Annotated in this window: 23 protein-coding genes and 2 pseudogenes; 21 read left to right on the forward strand and 4 right to left on the reverse strand. The window is 35.8% G+C overall.

Going from position 1 to position 19,647, the window contains the following annotated elements; all coding sequences use genetic code 11:
- Positions 1 to 119 precede the first annotated feature (119 nt).
- From hisC to qcrC, 7 genes are all read left to right on the forward strand, one after another.
- Positions 120 to 1,232 (forward strand): histidinol-phosphate transaminase, encoded by a 1,113-nt coding sequence (gene hisC / locus FH036_RS11740; RefSeq protein WP_001264005.1) that lies wholly within the window; start codon positions 120 to 122, stop codon positions 1,230 to 1,232.
- 312 nt (positions 1,233 to 1,544) lie between these two features.
- Positions 1,545 to 2,807 carry a tetratricopeptide repeat protein gene (locus tag FH036_RS11745; RefSeq protein WP_001168676.1) on the forward strand — a complete coding sequence of 421 codons (1,263 nt, stop codon included), beginning with the start codon at positions 1,545 to 1,547 and terminating at the stop codon, positions 2,805 to 2,807.
- 73 nt (positions 2,808 to 2,880) lie between these two features.
- The gene (locus tag FH036_RS11750) at positions 2,881 to 3,417 is read left to right on the forward strand and encodes a ReoY family proteolytic degradation factor (RefSeq protein WP_001095923.1); all 537 of its coding nucleotides are present in this window, start codon (positions 2,881 to 2,883) and stop codon (positions 3,415 to 3,417) included.
- Positions 3,418 to 3,571: 154 nt separating this feature from the next.
- A complete protein-coding gene (locus FH036_RS11755) occupies positions 3,572 to 4,027 on the forward strand; it encodes a YpiF family protein (protein WP_139895774.1) in 456 nt (151 codons plus the stop codon).
- A 143-nt stretch (positions 4,028 to 4,170) separates the two neighbouring features.
- The gene (qcrA, locus tag FH036_RS11760; RefSeq protein ID WP_001290418.1) at positions 4,171 to 4,683 is read left to right on the forward strand and encodes a menaquinol-cytochrome c reductase iron-sulfur subunit; all 513 of its coding nucleotides are present in this window, start codon (positions 4,171 to 4,173) and stop codon (positions 4,681 to 4,683) included.
- Positions 4,684 to 5,358: a menaquinol-cytochrome c reductase cytochrome b subunit gene (gene qcrB, locus FH036_RS11765; RefSeq protein ID WP_000932700.1), complete on the forward strand. Its 675-nt coding sequence runs from the start codon at positions 4,684 to 4,686 to the stop codon at positions 5,356 to 5,358.
- A 43-nt stretch (positions 5,359 to 5,401) separates the two neighbouring features.
- Complete coding sequence (qcrC, locus tag FH036_RS11770) at positions 5,402 to 6,169, forward strand: menaquinol-cytochrome c reductase cytochrome b/c subunit (RefSeq protein WP_000554606.1); 768 nt, start codon at positions 5,402 to 5,404, stop codon at positions 6,167 to 6,169.
- A 60-nt stretch (positions 6,170 to 6,229) separates the two neighbouring features.
- On the opposite strand, the pseudogene FH036_RS11775 reads toward qcrC, so the two are convergent.
- Positions 6,230 to 6,382: pseudogene (locus tag FH036_RS11775) on the reverse strand (IS3 family transposase); the annotation flags it as partial.
- Between the two features lie 237 nt (positions 6,383 to 6,619).
- Here FH036_RS11775 and FH036_RS11780 point away from each other — a divergent pair.
- Both FH036_RS11780 and FH036_RS11785 read left to right on the forward strand, forming a co-directional pair.
- On the forward strand, positions 6,620 to 7,714 hold the full coding sequence (locus FH036_RS11780) for a response regulator aspartate phosphatase (protein WP_139895775.1): 1,095 nt from the start codon (positions 6,620 to 6,622) through the stop codon (positions 7,712 to 7,714).
- The gene (locus tag FH036_RS11785; RefSeq protein WP_138322241.1) at positions 7,711 to 7,854 is read left to right on the forward strand and encodes a Phr family secreted Rap phosphatase inhibitor; all 144 of its coding nucleotides are present in this window, start codon (positions 7,711 to 7,713) and stop codon (positions 7,852 to 7,854) included. The genes FH036_RS11780 and FH036_RS11785 overlap by 4 nt, the downstream gene beginning before the upstream one ends.
- Positions 7,855 to 7,958: 104 nt before the next feature.
- Here FH036_RS11785 and FH036_RS11790 read toward each other — a convergent pair.
- Positions 7,959 to 8,336 (reverse strand): annotated as a pseudogene (locus tag FH036_RS11790) (transposase); the annotation flags it as partial.
- Between the two features lie 139 nt (positions 8,337 to 8,475).
- On the opposite strand from FH036_RS11790, the gene lhaT reads away from it, so the two are divergent.
- From lhaT to FH036_RS11815, 5 genes are all read left to right on the forward strand, one after another.
- The gene (lhaT, locus tag FH036_RS11795) at positions 8,476 to 9,066 is read left to right on the forward strand and encodes a lipoprotein heptaprenylglyceryl N-acetyltransferase LhaT (RefSeq protein WP_139895776.1); all 591 of its coding nucleotides are present in this window, start codon (positions 8,476 to 8,478) and stop codon (positions 9,064 to 9,066) included.
- A 25-nt stretch (positions 9,067 to 9,091) separates the two neighbouring features.
- The gene (gene lit, locus FH036_RS11800; RefSeq protein WP_044790549.1) at positions 9,092 to 9,778 is read left to right on the forward strand and encodes a lipoprotein intramolecular transacylase Lit; all 687 of its coding nucleotides are present in this window, start codon (positions 9,092 to 9,094) and stop codon (positions 9,776 to 9,778) included.
- A 107-nt stretch (positions 9,779 to 9,885) separates the two neighbouring features.
- Positions 9,886 to 10,674 carry a sporulation protein YpjB gene (gene ypjB, locus FH036_RS11805; RefSeq protein WP_000831595.1) on the forward strand — a complete coding sequence of 263 codons (789 nt, stop codon included), beginning with the start codon at positions 9,886 to 9,888 and terminating at the stop codon, positions 10,672 to 10,674.
- 104 nt (positions 10,675 to 10,778) lie between these two features.
- On the forward strand, positions 10,779 to 11,459 hold the full coding sequence (locus FH036_RS11810; protein ID WP_000499536.1) for a zinc metallopeptidase: 681 nt from the start codon (positions 10,779 to 10,781) through the stop codon (positions 11,457 to 11,459).
- Positions 11,460 to 11,559: 100 nt separating this feature from the next.
- Positions 11,560 to 12,201, forward strand: coding sequence for a uracil-DNA glycosylase (locus FH036_RS11815; RefSeq protein WP_000876864.1), 642 nt, complete (start codon positions 11,560 to 11,562; stop codon positions 12,199 to 12,201).
- Between the two features lie 28 nt (positions 12,202 to 12,229).
- On the opposite strand, the gene FH036_RS11820 is transcribed toward FH036_RS11815, so the two are convergent.
- The gene (locus FH036_RS11820; protein ID WP_000203308.1) at positions 12,230 to 13,111 is read right to left on the reverse strand and encodes a YitT family protein; all 882 of its coding nucleotides are present in this window, start codon (positions 13,109 to 13,111) and stop codon (positions 12,230 to 12,232) included.
- Positions 13,112 to 13,493: 382 nt separating this feature from the next.
- Between FH036_RS11820 and FH036_RS11830 the strand changes: the two genes are divergently transcribed.
- From FH036_RS11830 to FH036_RS11860, 7 genes are read left to right on the forward strand one after another with little or no spacing between them, the layout of a single operon-like run.
- Positions 13,494 to 13,835, forward strand: a complete 342-nt coding sequence (locus FH036_RS11830) for a nucleotide pyrophosphohydrolase (protein WP_002108639.1) — start codon at positions 13,494 to 13,496, stop codon at positions 13,833 to 13,835.
- Positions 13,835 to 14,635, forward strand: a complete 801-nt coding sequence (dapB, locus tag FH036_RS11835; RefSeq protein WP_000661724.1) for a dihydrodipicolinate reductase — start codon at positions 13,835 to 13,837, stop codon at positions 14,633 to 14,635. The genes FH036_RS11830 and dapB overlap by 1 nt, the downstream gene beginning before the upstream one ends.
- 14 nt (positions 14,636 to 14,649) lie before the next feature.
- Positions 14,650 to 15,045 carry a methylglyoxal synthase gene (mgsA, locus tag FH036_RS11840; protein ID WP_000684765.1) on the forward strand — a complete coding sequence of 132 codons (396 nt, stop codon included), beginning with the start codon at positions 14,650 to 14,652 and terminating at the stop codon, positions 15,043 to 15,045.
- An 11-nt stretch (positions 15,046 to 15,056) separates the two neighbouring features.
- Complete coding sequence (gene bshB1 / locus FH036_RS11845; RefSeq protein ID WP_000015666.1) at positions 15,057 to 15,761, forward strand: bacillithiol biosynthesis deacetylase BshB1; 705 nt, start codon at positions 15,057 to 15,059, stop codon at positions 15,759 to 15,761.
- Positions 15,758 to 16,903, forward strand: coding sequence for an N-acetyl-alpha-D-glucosaminyl L-malate synthase BshA (gene bshA, locus FH036_RS11850; RefSeq protein WP_139895777.1), 1,146 nt, complete (start codon positions 15,758 to 15,760; stop codon positions 16,901 to 16,903). The genes bshB1 and bshA overlap by 4 nt, the downstream gene beginning before the upstream one ends.
- On the forward strand, positions 16,890 to 18,083 hold the full coding sequence (locus FH036_RS11855; protein WP_138322238.1) for a CCA tRNA nucleotidyltransferase: 1,194 nt from the start codon (positions 16,890 to 16,892) through the stop codon (positions 18,081 to 18,083). The genes bshA and FH036_RS11855 overlap by 14 nt, the downstream gene beginning before the upstream one ends.
- Positions 18,068 to 19,048, forward strand: coding sequence for a biotin--[acetyl-CoA-carboxylase] ligase (locus FH036_RS11860; RefSeq protein WP_001192043.1), 981 nt, complete (start codon positions 18,068 to 18,070; stop codon positions 19,046 to 19,048). The genes FH036_RS11855 and FH036_RS11860 overlap by 16 nt, the downstream gene beginning before the upstream one ends.
- 89 nt (positions 19,049 to 19,137) lie before the next feature.
- On the opposite strand, the gene FH036_RS11865 is transcribed toward FH036_RS11860, so the two are convergent.
- Positions 19,138 to 19,527: a cupredoxin domain-containing protein gene (locus FH036_RS11865; protein WP_000028418.1), complete on the reverse strand. Its 390-nt coding sequence runs from the start codon at positions 19,525 to 19,527 to the stop codon at positions 19,138 to 19,140.
- Positions 19,528 to 19,647 lie beyond the last annotated feature (120 nt).

The following is a 19,647-nucleotide window of genomic DNA, read 5'->3' on the forward strand; positions in this document are numbered from 1 at the left end:
AGCCATGAAGTGCTTATTTTGAGGTGTTTTCGTAATAGTGACGGTTAGGATAAAAGATTACAGTAAAGGGCTAAAATTGTATTGTAATCGAATTCAATAAAATGACTGGGGGAAGAAAAATGAGAGTAAAAGAACAATTGTTAACTTTGAGAGCATATGTACCTGGGAAAAATATTGAAGAAGTAAAAAGGGAATATGGGTTATCGAAAATTGTGAAATTGGCATCGAACGAAAATCCGTTCGGTTGCTCAGCACGCGTAACAGAAGCATTAACTTCTTTAGCGAGTCAATACGCTCTTTATCCAGATGGACATGCCTTTGAACTTCGTACAAAAGTAGCAAAACATTTAGGTGTTAAAGCGGAACAACTGTTATTTGGTAGTGGATTAGATGAAGTCATTCAAATGATTAGTCGTGCGTTACTACACGAAGGAACAAATGTTGTAATGGCGAATCCAACATTCTCGCAATACCATCACCATGCTGTTATTGAAGGAGCAGAAGTTCGTGAAGTATCACTTAAAGATGGCATTCACGATTTAGATGCGATGTTACAGCAAGTAGATGATCAAACGAAGATTGTATGGATTTGTAACCCGAATAATCCGACAGGTACATATGTAGAAAAACAAAAATTACTTTCATTTTTAGAATCAGTTCCTAAGTCAGCGCTTGTTATTATGGACGAAGCATATTATGAATATGCGGGAGCAGAAGACTATCCGCAAACATTACCACTTCTTGAAAAGTATGAAAATCTTATGGTATTACGTACGTTTTCAAAAGCATATGGTCTAGCTGCTTTCCGTATCGGATATGCAGTTGGTAATACGGAGTTAATCGGGCAGTTAGAAGTAGCGAGGTTACCATTTAATACATCGACTGTAGCGCAATCTGTAGCACTTGCTGCATTAGAAGATCAAGCATTTTTACAAGAATGTGTGAAAAAGAATGAAGAAGGATTACATCAATATTACGCATTTTGTAAGGAATATAACGTATTCTATTATCCATCTCAAACAAATTTCATTTTCTTAAAACTCGGTATTCCTGGTAATGAAGCTTTCGAACGATTAATGAAAAAAGGATATATTGTTCGTTCTGGTGCTGCATTTGGTATCGATGATGGCATTCGTATTACTGTCGGTTTGAAAGAAGAAAATGATGAAATTATAGAGTTACTGAAAGAACTTGTAAATGAGCAAGTACAGAAAGAGGAAACATATTCTTAAGAGATTGTGAAGGCTCCTATTAGAGGAGTCTTTTTTATCGCATTAAAAAAGTTGAAGTTTGGTAATTAAGTTGTTCTGTAAATCACGATTTGTATGGCTCGATAATTAGTGGGAGAAGTTATTTGCACGGTCATAAAAGAAAGCGGTACAATAGAAGAAGATAAGAAGGTATCGGTATCATATCCGAACCTTTTGAACAATTAACTACTCTGTAAGAAGAAGCATGCACATTCTAAAGGTTGCGTTCTAACAATGAGTTGCTTATGATAAATGAACAGAAAAGAATATTTTTTAGAATTAAAGGAGACGTTTATGCAAAAGTTTGAACAAGCTGTTTCATATATTGAAAATGGTGAAGCGGAAAAAGGATTACAATTATTAAAAGAACAATTAAAAATTGCGAATGATGAAGAGAAGTATGATATCGCTCGCTATTATCATACACTTGGATTTACGGATGAAGCGTTAGCTATTACAGAAGACTTACGTTTATTGTATCCAGAGGAAAGTGAATTCACTGTATTTTTAGCAGAATTATATATTGATCTAGACAAAGAAGATGAAGCGATTGAAGTGCTTCATGATATTCCAGAAAATGATGATTTATATGTTCAATCGTTATTACTTGTTGCGGATTTATTCCAAATGCAAGGTTTCGATGATGTAGCAGAACAAAAACTATTAAAGGCGAAAGAAATGATGCCTGACGAGCCTGTCATTACGTTTGGATTAGCAGAGTTATATAGTAGTAAAGGTGAAGAACAAAAGGCAATCACTTATTATGAGTCGCTATTAGCGGAACATAAAGTAATGGGTGGTGTTGTCATTGCGCTACGCCTTGGAGAAACGTTAAGCGCGATTGGAAATTGGGAAGAGGCGATTTCTTACTACGAAGCAGGTTTAGAGGAACAAAAAGATATTCACTCATTATTTGGATATGCCTTCACGTTATACCAAGGTGAAGAATACCAAAGAGCAATTGGTGCTTGGCAAGAACTGAAAGAATTAGATCCTGAGTATGCATCGCTTTACATGTATTTAGCGAAAAGCTATGAAAAAGAAGGGATGCTTCAAGAAAGCTATGAAACACTTCATGAAGGAATTAAAGTAGATGAGCTTTCTGTACCATTTTATGTAGAATTAGCAAACATTGCGGCGAAATTAGGGAAAATTGCGGAAGCAGAGGAAGTACTTCAAAAAGCGCTTGAGTTAGATCCAGGACATTTAGGTGCAACATTAAAATATGCGTACATCTTAAAGGAACAAGAAAAATATGAAGAGTTAATCGCTGTTGTAGAGCGTGCAATTGATAGCGGAGAACCAGATACACAACTACTTTGGGATCTTGCATTTGCAAAAAAACAATTAGAAATGTATTCGGATGCATTAAAACACTATGAAAGTGCATATACTTCTTTTAAGAATCATCCAGACTTCTTGGAAGAGTACGGTTATTTCTTATTGGAAGAAGGTATGCGAAAAGAGGCGAAAGAAGTATTTACTCAGTTAATACAACTAGACCCGACACAAATTCATATTGAAGAATTGTTATATAATTTAGAGGATTTTTCATAAGTTGGAAGGAAACTGAATGCCGCTTCTTGAATCTAAAAAGAAAAGAGAAAGACAGAGGAGGGACTTAATTGCTATGAATACCCCTGTTTCTGTAAACGAGAAGAAGGATTTTGTAAAATGGTTTTTGAATAATTACCAACTGAAACAGCGCGAATGTGTATGGATTTTGAATTATTTAATGAGTCACGACCAATTGATGCATAAAGTCCACTTCGTAGAGCATGCAAAATATTGTCCGCGTGGCTTAGTAATGTCCGCGAATTGTGTAAAAGATACACCGTTTCACTTTTTTAAACAAAATGTTATGACAACAGATGCTGAAAAATCGTTTCATGATATTCGTTTAAATCGAGATGAGGATATTTATATTCAACTCAATTTTAAATCATCGTTTCAAAATGCCAATTACGTAGCTGTATTAGAAGAAAACCCGTATTTACCAAAGCACATTGAAGTAAATGAAAAAGATCGTTTACTTGCAGAAAGATTTTTAGAAGAAAGTGTATTTTCTTTTAGAAGAGAACGTCTTTTGAAACAAATTGATGAAGCGCTGGATAAGCAAGATAAGGAAGCGTTTCATAGGTTAACAGCGGAGTTAAAGATGTTATAGAATTCATTTGGATTCATAAAATTTTACAAATTTCAGACTTTTTCAAGAAAAACTACCTTAATATAGGTAGTTTTTCTTTTTTTACCTCTTTTAGTATGGTTTAATATATATAAAGTGAAAGTTCTGTCATTTATAGGTGGGGGAGGGAAGACATTTGAAATGGATTGTAAAAGATGTGGAACAGTTTGAGCAAGCAAGAGAATATGTAGATACAGGTATTATACCACTTTTATCAATTTCGGCAGCGAAAGAAATGAAAACGGTAGTAGAACAAGGTGAATTTATTGAACTGTTGAGTATGGAGTTGGAAAGAGAATATAAAGGAAGAGTCCTTTTATTACCTGCATTTACGTATTTAGTAGAAAGTCAAAAAAATGAAAAAGGTCGTTTGCAAGAATGGACAAATCATTTACAAAAGCAAGGTTTTAAGCATATTGCTTATGTTACAAGTGATTTTTCATGGAAAGAAGATATGCAAGAATTGCAGGGAGATTTATTTTGGTTTCCTTCATTAGCGTTAGAACAATTTAGTGATCAAGCGAAAAGAGAAGTGATTCATGCACATATAAAAAATATAATGGTAATGTTAGAAGAAAAATGGGGAAAATAATAATAAACAGAAAGTTCTTATTATTATGAGTAGTATGATATTGACCTGTGCATGAGCGTATTATATCATGATAGTGTCCTAGTTTTTATTTTTTATATAATTTATCACGAGGGGACAATTTCTGATAGAGGGGGGAAATTTTCGTGAGCGAGAAAGAACATCGTGTGTCAAGAAGACAGTTTTTAAATTACACTCTTACAGGGGTAGGAGGCTTTATGGCAGCGGGTATTTTAATGCCGATGACGCGATTTGCGCTTGATCCGGTGTTAAGAAAAGAAGCGGGAACGGATATGGTTGCTGTTGCACAAGTAAAGGATATTACAACAGAGCCGAAACGTTTCGATTTTAAGGTGAAGCAGGTTGATGGTTGGTACAAGTCCGAAGAGCCAAAATCAGCTTGGGTTCATAAAGATGAAAGCGGAGACATTGTTGCGTTCTCTCCAGTATGTAAACATTTAGGATGTACAGTGAACTGGAATTCGGACAAAGCACATCCGAATCAATTCTTTTGTCCATGTCACGGGGGCCGTTACACAAAAGACGGGATAAATATTAAAGGCACGCCGCCCCTTGCTCCACTTGATGTATACGAATCTAAAGTGAAAGATGGAACGCTGTACCTAGGAAAAGCGAAGCCAAGAGGGGGTGCAAAGTAGATGCTAAATAAAATTTATGATTGGGTAGATGAAAGGTTAGATATTACACCAATATGGCGTGATATCGCTGATCATGAAGTACCTGAACATGTAAACCCGGCACATCACTTTTCTGCATTCGTTTATTGCTTTGGCGGACTTACCTTTTTCGTTACTGTAATTCAAATTTTATCTGGAATGTTTTTGACGATGTATTATGTGCCTGATATTAAAAATGCTTGGGAATCGGTTTATTATTTGCAAAATGAAGTTGCATATGGGCAAATTGTTCGTGGTATGCACCACTGGGGTGCTAGTCTCGTAATTGTAATGATGTTTTTACATACACTTAGAGTTTTCTTCCAGGGTGCGTATAAAAAGCCTCGTGAGCTAAACTGGATTGTTGGTGTTCTTATTTTCTTTGTTATGTTAGGTCTTGGTTTTACCGGATATTTATTACCGTGGGATATGAAAGCGTTATTTGCTACGAAAGTAGGGATTCAAATTGCAGAGCAAACGCCGCTTATTGGTCCTTACATTAAAACATTACTCGCTGGTCATTCCGAAATTGTTGGCGCTCAAACATTAACTCGCTTCTTTGCTATTCACGTCTTCTTCTTACCAGCAGCACTTCTAGGTTTAATGGCCTTCCACTTCATCATGATTCGCAAACAAGGTATTTCCGGTCCGCTATAAGAGATTGCTAAATTAAAGGGGAAAGAACTAAAGGAGGGAGATTATGCATCGCGGCAAAGGGATGAAGTTTGTAGGAGATTCTCGGGTACCAGTAGCTCGGAAACCAAATATTCCAAAAGACTATTCGGAATACCCAGGGAAAACAGAAGCATTTTGGCCGAACTTCTTGTTAAAAGAATGGATGGTTGGTGCAGTTTTTTTAATCGGTTATTTATGTTTAACAGTGGCACATCCGTCACCGCTTGAAAGAATGGCGGATCCAACTGATGCTGGGTATATACCACTTCCAGATTGGTATTTCTTATTCTTGTATCAGTTATTAAAGTATTCTTATGCTTCTGGCTCATTTACTGTAATTGGAGCGTTCATTATGCCAGGGATTGCGTTTGGCGCATTACTGTTAGCTCCATTTCTTGATCGAGGCCCAGAAAGACGCCCATTGAAGCGTCCTGTAGCAACGGGATTTATGCTTTTAGCAGTTGCATCGATTATCTTTTTAACTTGGGAATCTGTAGCACACCACGACTGGGAAGCTGCAAAAAAACAAGGAGCAATTGTAAAAACAGCACCAGTTGATAAAAATGATGACGGTTATAAATTAATGCAAAAAAATACTTGTTTAACATGTCACGGTGACAATTTACAGGGCGGCGCAGCAGCACCGGCACTGCAAAATTTAACTTTGAAGCCAGAAGAAATTGCTAAAATTGCGAAAGAGGGAAAAGGTTCCATGCCTAAAGGTGTATTTAAAGGTACAGATGAGGAACTGAAGAAGCTTTCGGAATTCGTTGCAAAGTATAATAAAAAATAATAAAAAGCTGACTACAAAAAAATGAAGTGCCCCCCGAAAACGGGACACCGATCAAAACACCTAAACCATCTGTTCCCTAAATTCTTTAGGGGATAGGTGGTTTAATTTTTCTTGAATTCGCAAACAAGTGTAGTAATGAATGTATTCTAGCACAATCTTTCGCACAGTTGTGTTGGATACTTTTGTTATCTTTTGTGAGTAGAAAGCTTCACTATGGGGTTTCTTATTTTGGTGATATATCCATGAGGACACTCCAATCTTTATATAATTCCACGTACCGTATCGCTAGTAATTTTATAAATTGATACTTATATTATAGGTTTTTTATATATGTAAAATAAGGTTTGACCCTAAAAAATTTTCTCAACATTAAAAATCGCTTGTGGTTAAAGAAATTGTGTTAATATTTAAATAATATGTAGGTAGTATATAAAGAGAGGGTGACGGGCGATGGAAACAAGGGATTTCACAAATACAGGATATGCATTATTACAAGAATGGTATCTTGAAATGGTTTCGCAGCATACAGAAAAAACGATTGCCTTGAAACAAGTTATAGATGAAAAATTTAATAGTATGAAAGAATATGACGATCTTTTAGATTATTACACCTTATTTAATTGTCGTTTCCAAATGTTAATCGGTAACTTTGAACATGATCTAGGAAGTCTTTCACATCTTCAGGAGCAACCTGATTCAAGATTGCAATACTATTATCACTTTTTTAAATTCATCTATACAACAGAAATGGGACAGTATCCAAAAGCAGAACATCATTTGAGACTTGCAGAAGAATTACTACCAGTCCTTAATGACGAATTAGAAAATGCAGAGTTTCAATATAGAGTAGGTTTGTACCATTATTATTTATCACAACCCACTTTAGCGGTGAAACATACATCGAATGCCCTAGCATACTTCGAAAAAGATAAAGAGTTACATTCGTTTCATGCGAAGGTTGGAGCCTGTAAGAATACAATAGGGATGTCCCTTATTACACTTGATCAGCATGCTATGGCAGAAGAATATCTAATATCTGCCTTAAGTATACTAGAGGAGGAAAAGGAATCGAAAGCAGCCCTGACGGTTCGTTATAATTTAGGTGTTTTCTATTCGAATCAAAAGCTGTGGGAGATATCTCTACGACATTTAGAAGATGTATATGAAAAATTCAGTTCTCCTCGATTACCGTATCAGAAAAAAGGTATACATACCTTAGCGGAAGTTCATTATAATTTAGGGAATTATGAAAAGGCAAGAATCTTTATTGCTGAAGGGTTAGAAGACTGTACGGAAGAATATCACCACCGTTATAATATCTTGAATGCTTTAGTTGATAAGGTTGCTATCGAAGAATTAGAGCCTATTGTTTTGGAAGCTATTGCTTATTTTAAAGATCAAAATATTTTGAAAGAAATTCAAAACTATTCCGAATTTTTGGCTAATGAGTGTTATAATATAGGAATGAAAGATAAGGCTTCGGATTACTATCGTATGAGTTATGAAGCTAAAATTTCAATAAAGGAAAAGGGGTATTTAAGATGAAAAAGATCAAGATTTTCGTTCTAAGTCTAGTAACTGTCGCTGTATTATCTGTTGGATTAAATAACCCTGAAATTCATCAAAATGCAACACAAAAATCACCTGTTGTACAATATATGACTGAACCAGGTGGAGGAATCTAGTATAAGGTTCATTACCCCATTTAAAAACCGAATAATTATGATTTATAACAAAAAGCCCATTTCGTAATGAAGTGCCCCCGAAAACGGGACACCGATCAAAACACCTAAACCATCTGTTCCCTAAATTCTTTAGGGGATAGGTGGTTTAATTTTTCTTGAATTCGCACACAATTGTAGTAATGAATGTATTCTAGCACAATCTTTCGCACAGCTGTGTTGGATACTTTTGTTATCTTTTGTGAATAGAAAGCTTCACTTTTTAAATGACCAAAGAAGCTTTCCATGACGGCATTATCATGGCAATTTCCTCTCCGGGACATGCTGGTGATAATGCCGTTTTCTTTTGCTGTATAAATACTTCCTTGATCCGAGTGAAGAAGGAAATCTTTTACTTTTCGCCCTCTCATTGCTTGTAATTCAATGATGACACAACTAATAATTTCACGACTAAAGGCATCCATAATCGTTGATAAATACATGGAAGTGTTTTTTCATGCACCACTATTCGGGTTCACTTCAAAGTGTAGTGAGTTTTTTATTTTGATGAAAGAAAGTTTACTATATAATAGAATAGAGTTTGAGGAAAAAATGACTTTGTTTGAAAGGTGTTGGACATACAGCTTGGTTTACTTGTATGCAATGTTAAGGCAACGCTCTGTATTATTATTTTTATTAGTTGTTAACATATTAGGTACAATTTACGGATTTATATGGTATGGAGATCAATTAAAAGAAACCGCTCCTATATTTTGGCCGTTTGTACCCGATAGCCCTATGGCGAGTCTCTTTTTTGTCTTTGTTTTAATTGCTTTCTTAATAAAGAAAAATTGGGGATTAATAGAGGCGCTAGCGATTGTTACTTTAATAAAATATGGAATATGGGCTGTTGTTGTAAATGGGGTTATGATCTATGTAAAAGGTCCTATTGGCCTTATCGGGTATATGTTAATGCTTTCGCATTTTGCGATGGCAGTACAAGCAGTGCTATATGCACCGTTTTACCGTATAAAAAAATGGCATTTTGCGGTAGCCGCTATATGGACATTACATAATGATGCAATTGATTATTTGTTCTGGCAAATGCCGAGATATGGAATTATGCATTTGTTTGTAGGGGAAATTGGTTATTTTACGTTCTGGCTAAGCATTGCTGTGCTTTGTATGACATATTATTATTGCTTACGCGAGAATCGAAAACAGTTTTCTTTATGATAGTTAGAACATGTAGGGGGAGAAAATGAAGAAAAATACGAGTGGTACAAAAATATTGGATCGATTGACTACGATAATTGTTTCATATAGCATAGCATTTTCTATATTTGCACTCGCAACAACGGCGGTTGTATACGGAAAATGGCTATATTATTTTGAAATTGATTTTTTAAATATTCCAGATTTAGCAGATATGACGAAGGATGATATTAAAAGAAATTATGATGTGCTTATCACATATTTATCTCCGTTTTATGACGGTGCATTACAGTTGCCCACATTAGATATGTCTACAAATGGCCGTATTCATTTTGTAGATGTGAAAAATATTTTAGTAAAGATACAATATGTAATGTATGCGACAATTATAATTGCAATAGTAGGCGGCATGTATTTATTAAAAAAGAAAAATGAAAAGTTTTTACTGCATGGATCGATTGTAACAATTATCTTTCCGATTGCGCTTGTGTTACCAATTGCTATTAATTTTGAAAAGAGTTTTGTATTATTCCATAAGCTTTTATTCAGTAATGATTATTGGATGTTTGATATTGAAACGGATCCGATTATATTAATGTTACCAGAAGAGTTTTTTATGCATGCAGCGTGTGCTATTTTATTATTTATTTTATGTGGTAGCATAATTTGTTATAGCTTGTATAAATATTTCGTAAAAAAGAAAAGGATTTCAAAAGAAAAATTCTCTGTTTAAAGAGAATTTTTTTGTTTGTAAAACGATAATATATTTTTCGGTCCAGTTCTGTTCTATTCTTGTCCACATTAACATATTTTGTACTAGTAGTTATAGGGGGGACCGTGATGAAGAGAACATTAATTGGACTGATTGCATTTCTAATTATCATGTTTCCGTTACGTATATATGCTGAGGAGTGGAGTGAACTAACAGGGTTGTTAGATGACTCATTACAATTAGTGAAGCGTAATGAAGATGAAAAAGCAGTACAAGTATTACAACATTTCTCGGAGCAGTTTGTAATAAAGGGGAATGAAAAGAAGCAGGAAGTAACGCCAGATCAAGTTAGAGTTATTTCTTTAGCTTATGACAAGGCGAAACAATCTCTCGCGGAAGAAGATGTAAGGAAACAAGTTAAAATTGATAATGTGTTAGCCCTGCAGCTCGCTGTCGATGCGCAAGTATCGAAATATCAACCACTTTGGATGGAAAGAGAAGGAAAAGTAATGGATGCCTTTTCTCAAATGGAAAAAGCGATGAAAAAAGAAGATACGGGACAGTTTCAACAAACGTTAAACACATTTTTACATGAATTTAATATTATTTATCCAAGCTTAATGATTGCCTTGCCAGAAAATGAAGTGCAGCGTGTAAATGCCCATTTATCTTATTTGGATGAATTTCGTAACGTTATGTTAAAAACAAAAGGTGGGCAAATGCAATTAGGAATCATTAAAGGGGATTTGCAAAAAATATTTCATACAGTAAAAAAAGATGAAATTGCACCCTCTCTCATTTGGTTTATGACAATTACTGGAGGTCTTATTTTATTCACATTAACTTATGTTGGGTGGAGAAAGTATAAAGGAGAGAGAGAAAAAAGAAAAAGTAATGTACATTCTAAGAATAGATAATGTAATAAATAAAGATTCGGATTGTAAGGTTTATTCATTGACAATGGTGGCAGAAGAAAATAGAATGAGAAGTACTATAATTAAAACTTCAATGGAGGTTCATGATGTTTTATTTAATTTACTTCGCGATCATTTTGATCATACCGTTGTATGCACAGTCAAAAGTACGTAGTGCCTATAGCAAGTATTCACAAGTTTATTCAACATCAGGTATGACAGGAGCAGAAGTGGCTCGGAAAATCTTAGATGAAAATGGATTATACAACGTAGCTGTAGAAGAAACACCAGGTCATTTATCAGACCATTATGATCCAACTGCCAAAACAGTTCGATTATCAACAGATAACTATTACGGTCATTCAGTTGCTGGTACAGCAGTTGCAGCACACGAAGTAGGACACGCAATTCAAGATGCAAAAGATTATAACTTTATGCGTATTCGTCATTCGTTAGTGCCAGTTGCGAACTTTGGATCGAATATTTCTTGGATATTTATTATGATCGGTATTTTTGCATCGATGGCCAACATGATATTTTTAGGTATCATTTTAATGGCAGCAGGTGTTGTGTTCCAACTTGTTACATTACCAGTTGAGTTTGATGCATCAAAGCGTGCGATGCAACAAATTGAAGCGTTAGGTATCGTATCAACAGATGAATATGGGCAAGCTCGTAAAGTATTAAATGCGGCAGCATTAACATATGTAGCAGCTGCAGCCGTAGCGGTATTTGAATTATTACGTCTCGTATTGATTTATACTGGTATGCAGCGTAGCGATGACTAAAGACTATCAATTTTGATAGTCTTTTTTGTTTTGTGGATTGAATTATATAATGTATTTCAAATAGAAATAATAGAAGTAATGTGGAAAGGCGGTGGGGGAAATGAAATATCCAGACCATTTAGTAAAACAGGTGAAAGAGCGTAGTGCTCCTTATCAATTAGAAGGTTTTTTAAGTGGACAAGGCCCTGAAAATCCGAAAATTATGTTGTTAGGAGAAGCGCCTGGTGAAACAGAAATTCATAATGGGATTCCGTTTAGCGGGAGAGCGGGAAAACAATTAATGGGCTTTTTAGAACGTATTCACGTTACAAGGGAAGAAGTATATATTACGAGCGCTGTTCGGAGTAGACCTTATAAGTGGCGAGAGAAAAAAGAACGAAATGGTGAGATCGTACAGAAAAAGTATAATAGAACGCCAAATCAAGGAGAAATACTCGCCCATGCACCTTTGTTAGATTATGAATTAGAGAAACTAAATCCGAAGCTAATCGTCACACTTGGCAATATCGGTCTTCAACGTTTAACAGGAAAAGGTAAAAAAATCACAGATGTACACGGGCAATTATTAAAACAGCCCATTCAAAAATTAAAGGATATGCAAAGTGCAGAATTTACATGGTCAGAGAAAGAATATCATATTTTTCCGACCTTCCATCCTGCTTCTATTTTTTATAATCGGAGCTTATTGGAGCTTATTTATGAGGATTTAGAGAAACTTAAGCAATATGTAATAAAAAACTAGAAAAGCTAAAAAGCTTTTCTAGTTGTGTTTATGTATGTAACGGATTTTTATTTTCATCTAATGTAAAACCTTCACCAACTACATCATGCACGTCACTTACAGCAACAAAGGCGTGAGGATCTACAGAAGTAATAATATTTTTTAATTTCACGATTTCATTTTTAGCAACAACGCAATACAATACGTTCCGTTCCACTTTTGTATACGATCCAACAGCTTTTAAAAAGGTTGCTCCGCGCTCCATCTCAGATAAAATCTTAGCAGCAATTTCATCGTTTTTATCTGAGATAATAGTTGCTCCTTTTGCTGCATAGGCTCCTTCTTGCATAAAATCAATCACTTTCGCCCCGATAAAAACAGCAACTAACGTATACATACCCTCGCGATATGATAAATAGGTAAGGATAGAGACGATAATGACGATAGCATCAAACATAAACATCGTTTTCCCCATACTCCAGCCAACATATTTATGAGCGAGTCTCGCAATAATATCTACACCGCCAGTAGTTCCGCCGTATTTAAATATGATCCCAAGACCGATACCAATAAATGCCCCAGCAAATAAAGCTGCGAGTGTCATATCATTTTGTAAGTTTACATGTAAGTTGAGAACTTCGTAACGCTGAAAAATCCATAGAAATAAAGATACGCTAAATGTGCCGATTAGTGTATATATAAATGTCGTTCTTCCAAGTAACTTCCAACCAATAAAAAATATAGGGATATTTAAAATTAAGTTTGAATAAGAAGGGTCAAACTTAAATAGAAAATACAATAATAGTGTAATCCCGGTAAATCCACCTTCTGCAAGGTGATTTTCAATATTGATATTCACAATACCGAAAGAAAAAATAGCGGAACCGATTAAAATAAAAATGATATTTCGAATCTTCAAATTTGATGTCATATAGAAATCCCCCTAATTATGTAAATGGCATTGCTCCGCTGAAACGGTAAAACATAATGATAAGTAATTTCTAGTTGCTAGTGAAAATAGTGAAGGCTATAAAAATCGATTGGTTCTGGTTGATTTTTTGCCAAAAACGCAAAAGAAGTTTCCCTTTACCCCGTTCCAACGGCTGGTAGGAGATAAAGCTTTGAAGAAAGGCAAACTAGCCGTAGGAACCCGATTGGTGCGGGCTAATTTTTTGCCAAAAACGCAAAAGAAGTTTCACTTTATTATAATCTTTCCCAAAAAGGGTCGCAAATAGGTGTTTGGCGGGGAATAATATTTGTCAAATCGCGATGAATTGGCTAACATGAAAGAGGAAGGATTAGAGGTGAATTGTATGGAAGCGAAAACGATGAAGGATATGCAGAAAGAAGTAGATGCATATATTGGTCAGTTTAAAGAAGGTTATTTCAGTCCACTTGCAATGATGGCTCGTTTAACGGAAGAAATGGGGGAGCTTGCAAGAGAGGTTAATCATTATTATGGTGAGAAACCGAAGAAAACAACTGAAAAAGAACGTAGTATTGAAGAAGAGCTTGGAGATGTATTATTTGTTATGATTTGTATGGCAAATAGTTTAAATATTGATTTAGAAACAGCACATAACATTGTAATGAATAAATTTAATACTCGCGATAAAGATCGCTGGACACGTATTGATGAGGGAGAGAAAGAATAATGAAAGAAATGAAAGTAATTATAGCTGGACCAAGAGGACGTATGGGACATGAAGCAGTTCTTCTTATGGAAAGAACGGAACATTTTAATTTAGTAGCAGCAGTGGATTATAAGCATGGTGGAGAGAAAATCTCTGATTTACCTGGAATGCCAGCGCTAGATGCACCTATTTACGCAGATTTACATACTTGTTTAGAGGAAGTAGAAGCAGATGTGTTGTTAGATTTAACAACGCCAGAAGTTGGGAAACAACACGTTACACTAGCAGTTGAGCGTGGACTTCGTTCAGTTATTGGTACAACTGGATTTACAGAAGAAGAGCTAAAACAATTAACCGAGACTGCAAAAGAAAAAGCAGTAGGAACAATTATCGCACCAAACTTTGCAATTGGTGCAGTTCTTATGATGAAATTCTCACAAATGGCAGCGAAGTACTTCCAAGATGTTGAAGTAATTGAATTGCATCATGATCAAAAACTAGATGCACCATCTGGTACTGCGGTAAAAACAGTAGAATTGATTCGTCAAAATCGTGAATCAAAGCAGCAAGGTCATCCAAATGAAGTAGAGCAATTAGAAGGAGCTCGTGGTGCAAATGTAGACGGCATTCACATTCATAGTGTACGTTTACCAGGACTTATTGCACACCAAGAAGTAATGTTTGGTGGAGACGGACAAATGTTAACAGTTCGTCATGATTCATTCAATCGTGCATCATTTATGTCTGGTGTAAAACTATCAATTGAGACAGTAATGAATCTAGATCATCTTGTGTACGGTTTAGAGAATATTATCGACTAAAGGGGAGACAACGGATGAAAATTGCCTTAATCGCACATGACAAAAAGAAAAATGACATGGTTTCGTTTGCATACGCATATAAACCAATTTTTGAACAACATGAATTATTTGCAACAGGAACGACAGGGCTTCGTATTATGGAAGCGACCGGTTTAGTTGTAACAAGATATCAATCTGGTCCTCTTGGCGGCGATCAAGAAATTGGTGCAATGATTGCGAAAAATGATTTAGACATGGTAATTTTCTTCCGCGATCCATTAACAGCACAGCCGCATGAACCGGATGTGAATGCATTGCTTCGTTTATGTGATGTATATGCAATTCCACTTGCAACGAATATGGCAAGTGCTGAAATGTTAATGCACGCATTAGAGCGAGGAGATTTAGATTACCGCAAGTTAAGAAAATGAGGGGAACAATTATGAGTGGATTACATATATTAGCGTTTGGTGCTCATGCCGATGATGTTGAAATCGGCATGGCTGGCACCATTGCTAAATATACGAAGCAAGGGTATGAAGTAGGTATTTGTGATTTAACGGAAGCTGATCTTTCTTCTAATGGAACGATAGAGTTAAGAAAAGAAGAAGCAAAGGCGGCAGCTCGTATAATGGGAGTAAAAACGAGACTAAATTTAGCGATGCCAGACCGTGGTTTGTATATGAAAGAAGAGTATATACGTGAAATTGTAAAGGTAATTCGTACATATAAACCAAAACTAGTTTTTGCGCCGTATTATGAAGATCGTCATCCAGATCATGCAAATTGTGCAAAACTTGTGGAAGAAGCTATTTTTTCAGCAGGAATTCGCAAATATATGCCAGAGGTTCCACCACATCGTGTGGAGTCTTTTTATCATTATATGATTAATGGTTTTCATAAACCGAATTTTTGTATAGATATTAGTGAATACGTATCGCAAAAAGTGGAAGCATTAGAAGCGTATGAAAGTCAGTTTTCAACAGGGAGTGATGGTGTGAAAACGCCGTTAACAGAAGGTTACGTTGAAACTGTAGTCGCTCGTGAGAAAATGTTTGGAAAAGAAGTTGGAGTCTTATATGCCGAAGGGTTTATGAGTAAGAAACCGGTTTTATTACATGCTGATTTAATAGGGGGATGTAAATGAAATTAAAAATAGGTATTACATGTTATCCTTCTGTAGGTGGTTCTGGAGTTGTTGGAACAGAATTAGGAAAGCAATTAGCGGAACGCGGGCATGAAATTCATTTTATTACATCGGGTTTACCATTCCGGTTAAATAAAGTGTATCCAAACATTTATTTTCATGAAGTGACGGTAAATCAATACTCTGTATTTCAATATCCACCATACGATTTAGCGTTAGCGAGTAAAATGGCAGAGGTTGCACAAAGAGAAAATCTAGACATTTTACATGTGCATTACGCAATACCACATGCCATTTGTGCTTATTTAGCAAAACAAATGATTGGAGAGCGTATTAAAATTGTTACAACCTTGCATGGAACAGATATTACTGTGTTAGGATCCGACCCTTCGCTAAATAATTTAATTCGTTTTGGTATTGAGCAATCTGATGTTGTGACGGCTGTCTCGCATTCATTAATTAACGAAACGCATGAGCTTGTAAAACCAAATAAAGACATTCAAACGGTATATAACTTTATAGACGAACGTGTATATTTCAAACGTGATATGACCCAATTAAAGAAAGAATACGGTATAAGTGAGAGTGAAAAGATACTTATTCACATTTCAAATTTTCGTAAAGTGAAACGTGTGCAAGATGTTGTGCAGGCATTCGCTAAAATTGTTACAGAAGTAGATGCGAAGTTGCTTCTTGTTGGAGATGGACCAGAATTTTGTACGATTTTACAGTTGGTGAAAAATTTACATATTGAAGATCGCGTCTTATTCTTAGGGAAGCAAGATAATGTTGCAGAGTTACTTGCGATGAGTGATTTAATGTTGCTTTTATCAGAGAAGGAGAGTTTTGGTCTTGTTTTATTAGAAGCGATGGCGTGTGGTGTACCTTGTATTGGAACAAGGGTTGGAGGTATTCCAGAAGTCATTCAACATGGTGATACAGGATATTTATGTGAAGTTGGCGATACAACAGGAGTGGCAGGTCAAGCCATTCAGCTATTAAAGGATGAAGAACTTCACCGTAATATGGGAGAGCGAGCAAGAGAAAGTGTTTACGAGCAGTTTCGTTCTGAAAAAATCGTCTCACAATATGAAACGATTTACTATGATGTACTAAGGGATGACAAAAATGGAAAGATTTAAAAAAGCTAGTTCTATTATTGAGACTTTAAAGCAACAAGGGCATGAGGCTTACTTTGTCGGTGGAAGCGTACGAGACCTTATTATCGATAGGCCGATTGGAGATATTGATATTGCGACATCTGCTTTACCAGAAGAAGTGATGGCTATATTTCCAAGACATGTTCCTGTTGGTCTTGAACATGGAACTGTAATTGTAGTAGAAAATGGTGAGCCTTATGAGGTAACCACTTTTCGAACAGAGAGTGAATATGAAGATTTTCGAAGACCTAGTAGTGTTCAATTTGTTCGTTCATTAGAAGAGGATTTAAAACGTCGTGATTTCACAATGAATGCAATTGCCATGACAGAAGAAGGCGAAATGGTCGATTTATTTGCAGGACAGGAAGCGATTCAAAAGAGAGAAATTGTGACAGTGGGAAATGCTGCGGATCGTTTTCAAGAAGATGCCCTGCGAATGATGCGTGGTATTCGGTTCGTAAGTACGTTAGGTTTTTCTTTAGAGACGAAAACGAAACAAGCAATTGAAACATATGGACATTTGCTGGAACATATAGCAATTGAGAGAATTACAGTGGAGTTTGAAAAACTGTTAACTGGCACATATTGTGTGAAGGGTCTCAAAGAATTAGTAGAAACGAAACTATTTTCTCATCTGCCGTATTTACAAATGTCAGAAGAAAGATTGCTAAAAGCTACGCAGTATAACTGGGATTCTTTTGAAACAGACATTGAGGCATGGGCATTTTTCTTATATTGTATCGGGGAAGAACATCCATCTGTCTTTTTACGTCAATGGAAGTTTTCGAATAAAAAAATAAAAGATATCGTCGCAGTTTTATTAACAATCCGTAAGAGAAAGGAGAAGGATTGGGATACAGTTCTTCTTTATAAAACGGGAATTCATATAGCTGAAATGGCAGAAAGAGTATATGAAGCGATGATTGAAAGCTATGATCATACAGCTGTTAACCGGGTACAAACGTTGTTTCAAGCATTGCCAATCAAGAGTCGACAAGAGATGAATGTGACTGGGAATGATTTGTTAAACTGGGCAAGTAAAAAGCCCGGTCCATGGGTTGCTGAAATGATTCAAAAGATTGAGGAAGCAATCGTACAAGGAAACGTAGTTAATGAGAAAGAGTGTATAAGGGAGTGGCTGCAAGAATGCAATCTACTATAAGAAAGCAGTTATTGCAAGTTTTTTCGGAAGCCGATGGCGAGTTTGTATCTGGCCAAACGATTAGTGATAAACTTGGTTGTTCAAGAACCGCTGTGTGGAAACATATGGAGGACCTTCGGAATGAGGGATATGAACTTGAAGCTGTGCGTCGATTAGGCTATCGAATTGCAAGTAAGCCAGACAAAGTGACTGCGAATGAAATTCAGTTAGGGTTACAAACGAAACATATTGGTAGAACAGTGTATTTTGAAGAGTCTGTTGAATCAACGCAGCATATTGCAGCAAAGCTTGCTTATGAAGGTGCAGAAGAAGGAACGATTGTTGTGGCAGAAGAACAAACAGCGGGTAGAGGTCGTTTAAGCAGAAAATGGCATTCACCAAAAGGAACAGGAATTTGGATGAGTATTATTTTACGTCCATCGATCCCGGTTCATCATGCACCACAACTTACTTTGTTAGCCGCTGTTAGCGTTGCGCAAGCAATTGAAAAGTGCACAGGTGTAAATGTAGGAATAAAATGGCCAAATGATATTTTAATTCAAGGGAAAAAAGCTGTAGGTATATTAACAGAAATGCAAGCTGATCCTGATAAAATTAATGCTGTCATTATGGGTATTGGTATTAATGCGAATCAAAAGCAAGAACATTTTGATGAGGAAATTCAGCATATTGCTACTTCTTTAGCGATTGAATCTGGTAAGCCAATTGTTCGTGCGGAGCTTATGCAACAAATCTTTTTACAACTAGAAAAATTATATGAAGAGTATTTACAAAATGGTTTCTCTGTCATTAAAATTCTTTGGGAAAGTTACGCTGTGAGCATCGGGAAAGAAATTAACGCTCGAACGATGAGAGAGACGATTACGGGTGTAGCAAAAGGAATTACAGAGGATGGCGTATTGCTTCTAGAAGACCATGAAGGAAAAGTACATCACATTCATTCTGCGGATATCGAAATTAAGTAAAAGAAGTTCCTATTTTGGAACTTCTTTTTTATTTCAATATTTTTGAAATGAGTTTGCGGTGCGATAATGAATTTTTTAGTATTCACTTGTCATTTGACGATTACTTTTCCCTCCATTCCTTTAAGAAGGTGATACCGGCATATTAATTCATATGTACCAGTATTTTTAGGTTTCACAGTAATATTTTTTTCTTTTCCTGACTCGACTACGACGTCAATGCCGAGTTTTTTTACTGTAAAGGTGTGCTCACTCTTGCCTTTATTTTTCAATAGCAATGTTGTTGATTCTTCAATTGGAATCGTGATGACGTTCGGTTTAAAGTAATCATCGTTTAGCTCGACTTCAATCACCTTGGCAGACTCAACAGGTTGTGTTACGACGTTAATTGAGGCAAATACATTGAGGGAATTTAAAGTTGTTACTCCCACAAGCATCACAAGAAAACCGATGAATCGAAATAACCATGTGCTTATAGACATTAGCAATTCTCCTTTTGTAAGTATGTTTCCTCAATTAACCTGCATCATTATTTTAAGAGTTATACTATGCATGTAAACAAATTTGTTTATCTTTCTATGCATACGTTATTTAAAAATTTC

Origin of the sequence: Bacillus sp. CD3-5, assembly GCF_006349665.1 — a bacterium.
Lineage (GTDB): Bacteria > Bacillota > Bacilli > Bacillales > Bacillaceae_G > Bacillus_A > Bacillus_A paranthracis.

Bases quoted from the DNA above. Each gene is read 5' to 3' on its own strand.
- FH036_RS11865 (WP_000028418.1), bottom strand. From the start codon at position 19,527: ATGTCTATAAGCACATGGTTATTTCGATTCATCGGTTTTCTTGTGATG.
- FH036_RS11745 (WP_001168676.1), top strand. From the start codon at position 1,545: ATGCAAAAGTTTGAACAAGCTGTTTCATATATTGAAAATGGTGAAGCG.
- qcrC (WP_000554606.1), top strand. From the start codon at position 5,402: ATGCATCGCGGCAAAGGGATGAAGTTTGTAGGAGATTCTCGGGTACCA.
- FH036_RS11830 (WP_002108639.1), top strand. From the start codon at position 13,494: ATGGAAGCGAAAACGATGAAGGATATGCAGAAAGAAGTAGATGCATAT.
- FH036_RS11780 (WP_139895775.1), top strand. From the start codon at position 6,620: ATGGAAACAAGGGATTTCACAAATACAGGATATGCATTATTACAAGAA.
- bshB1 (WP_000015666.1), top strand. From the start codon at position 15,057: ATGAGTGGATTACATATATTAGCGTTTGGTGCTCATGCCGATGATGTT.
- ypjB (WP_000831595.1), top strand. From the start codon at position 9,886: ATGAAGAGAACATTAATTGGACTGATTGCATTTCTAATTATCATGTTT.
- FH036_RS11855 (WP_138322238.1), top strand. From the start codon at position 16,890: ATGGAAAGATTTAAAAAAGCTAGTTCTATTATTGAGACTTTAAAGCAA.
- FH036_RS11750 (WP_001095923.1), top strand. From the start codon at position 2,881: ATGAATACCCCTGTTTCTGTAAACGAGAAGAAGGATTTTGTAAAATGG.
- FH036_RS11815 (WP_000876864.1), top strand. From the start codon at position 11,560: ATGAAATATCCAGACCATTTAGTAAAACAGGTGAAAGAGCGTAGTGCT.
- FH036_RS11860 (WP_001192043.1), top strand. From the start codon at position 18,068: ATGCAATCTACTATAAGAAAGCAGTTATTGCAAGTTTTTTCGGAAGCC.
- FH036_RS11820 (WP_000203308.1), bottom strand. From the start codon at position 13,111: ATGACATCAAATTTGAAGATTCGAAATATCATTTTTATTTTAATCGGT.
- hisC (WP_001264005.1), top strand. From the start codon at position 120: ATGAGAGTAAAAGAACAATTGTTAACTTTGAGAGCATATGTACCTGGG.
- bshA (WP_139895777.1), top strand. From the start codon at position 15,758: ATGAAATTAAAAATAGGTATTACATGTTATCCTTCTGTAGGTGGTTCT.
- lit (WP_044790549.1), top strand. From the start codon at position 9,092: ATGAAGAAAAATACGAGTGGTACAAAAATATTGGATCGATTGACTACG.
- mgsA (WP_000684765.1), top strand. From the start codon at position 14,650: ATGAAAATTGCCTTAATCGCACATGACAAAAAGAAAAATGACATGGTT.
- qcrB (WP_000932700.1), top strand. From the start codon at position 4,684: ATGCTAAATAAAATTTATGATTGGGTAGATGAAAGGTTAGATATTACA.
- FH036_RS11810 (WP_000499536.1), top strand. From the start codon at position 10,779: ATGTTTTATTTAATTTACTTCGCGATCATTTTGATCATACCGTTGTAT.
- FH036_RS11785 (WP_138322241.1), top strand. From the start codon at position 7,711: ATGAAAAAGATCAAGATTTTCGTTCTAAGTCTAGTAACTGTCGCTGTA.
- dapB (WP_000661724.1), top strand. From the start codon at position 13,835: ATGAAAGAAATGAAAGTAATTATAGCTGGACCAAGAGGACGTATGGGA.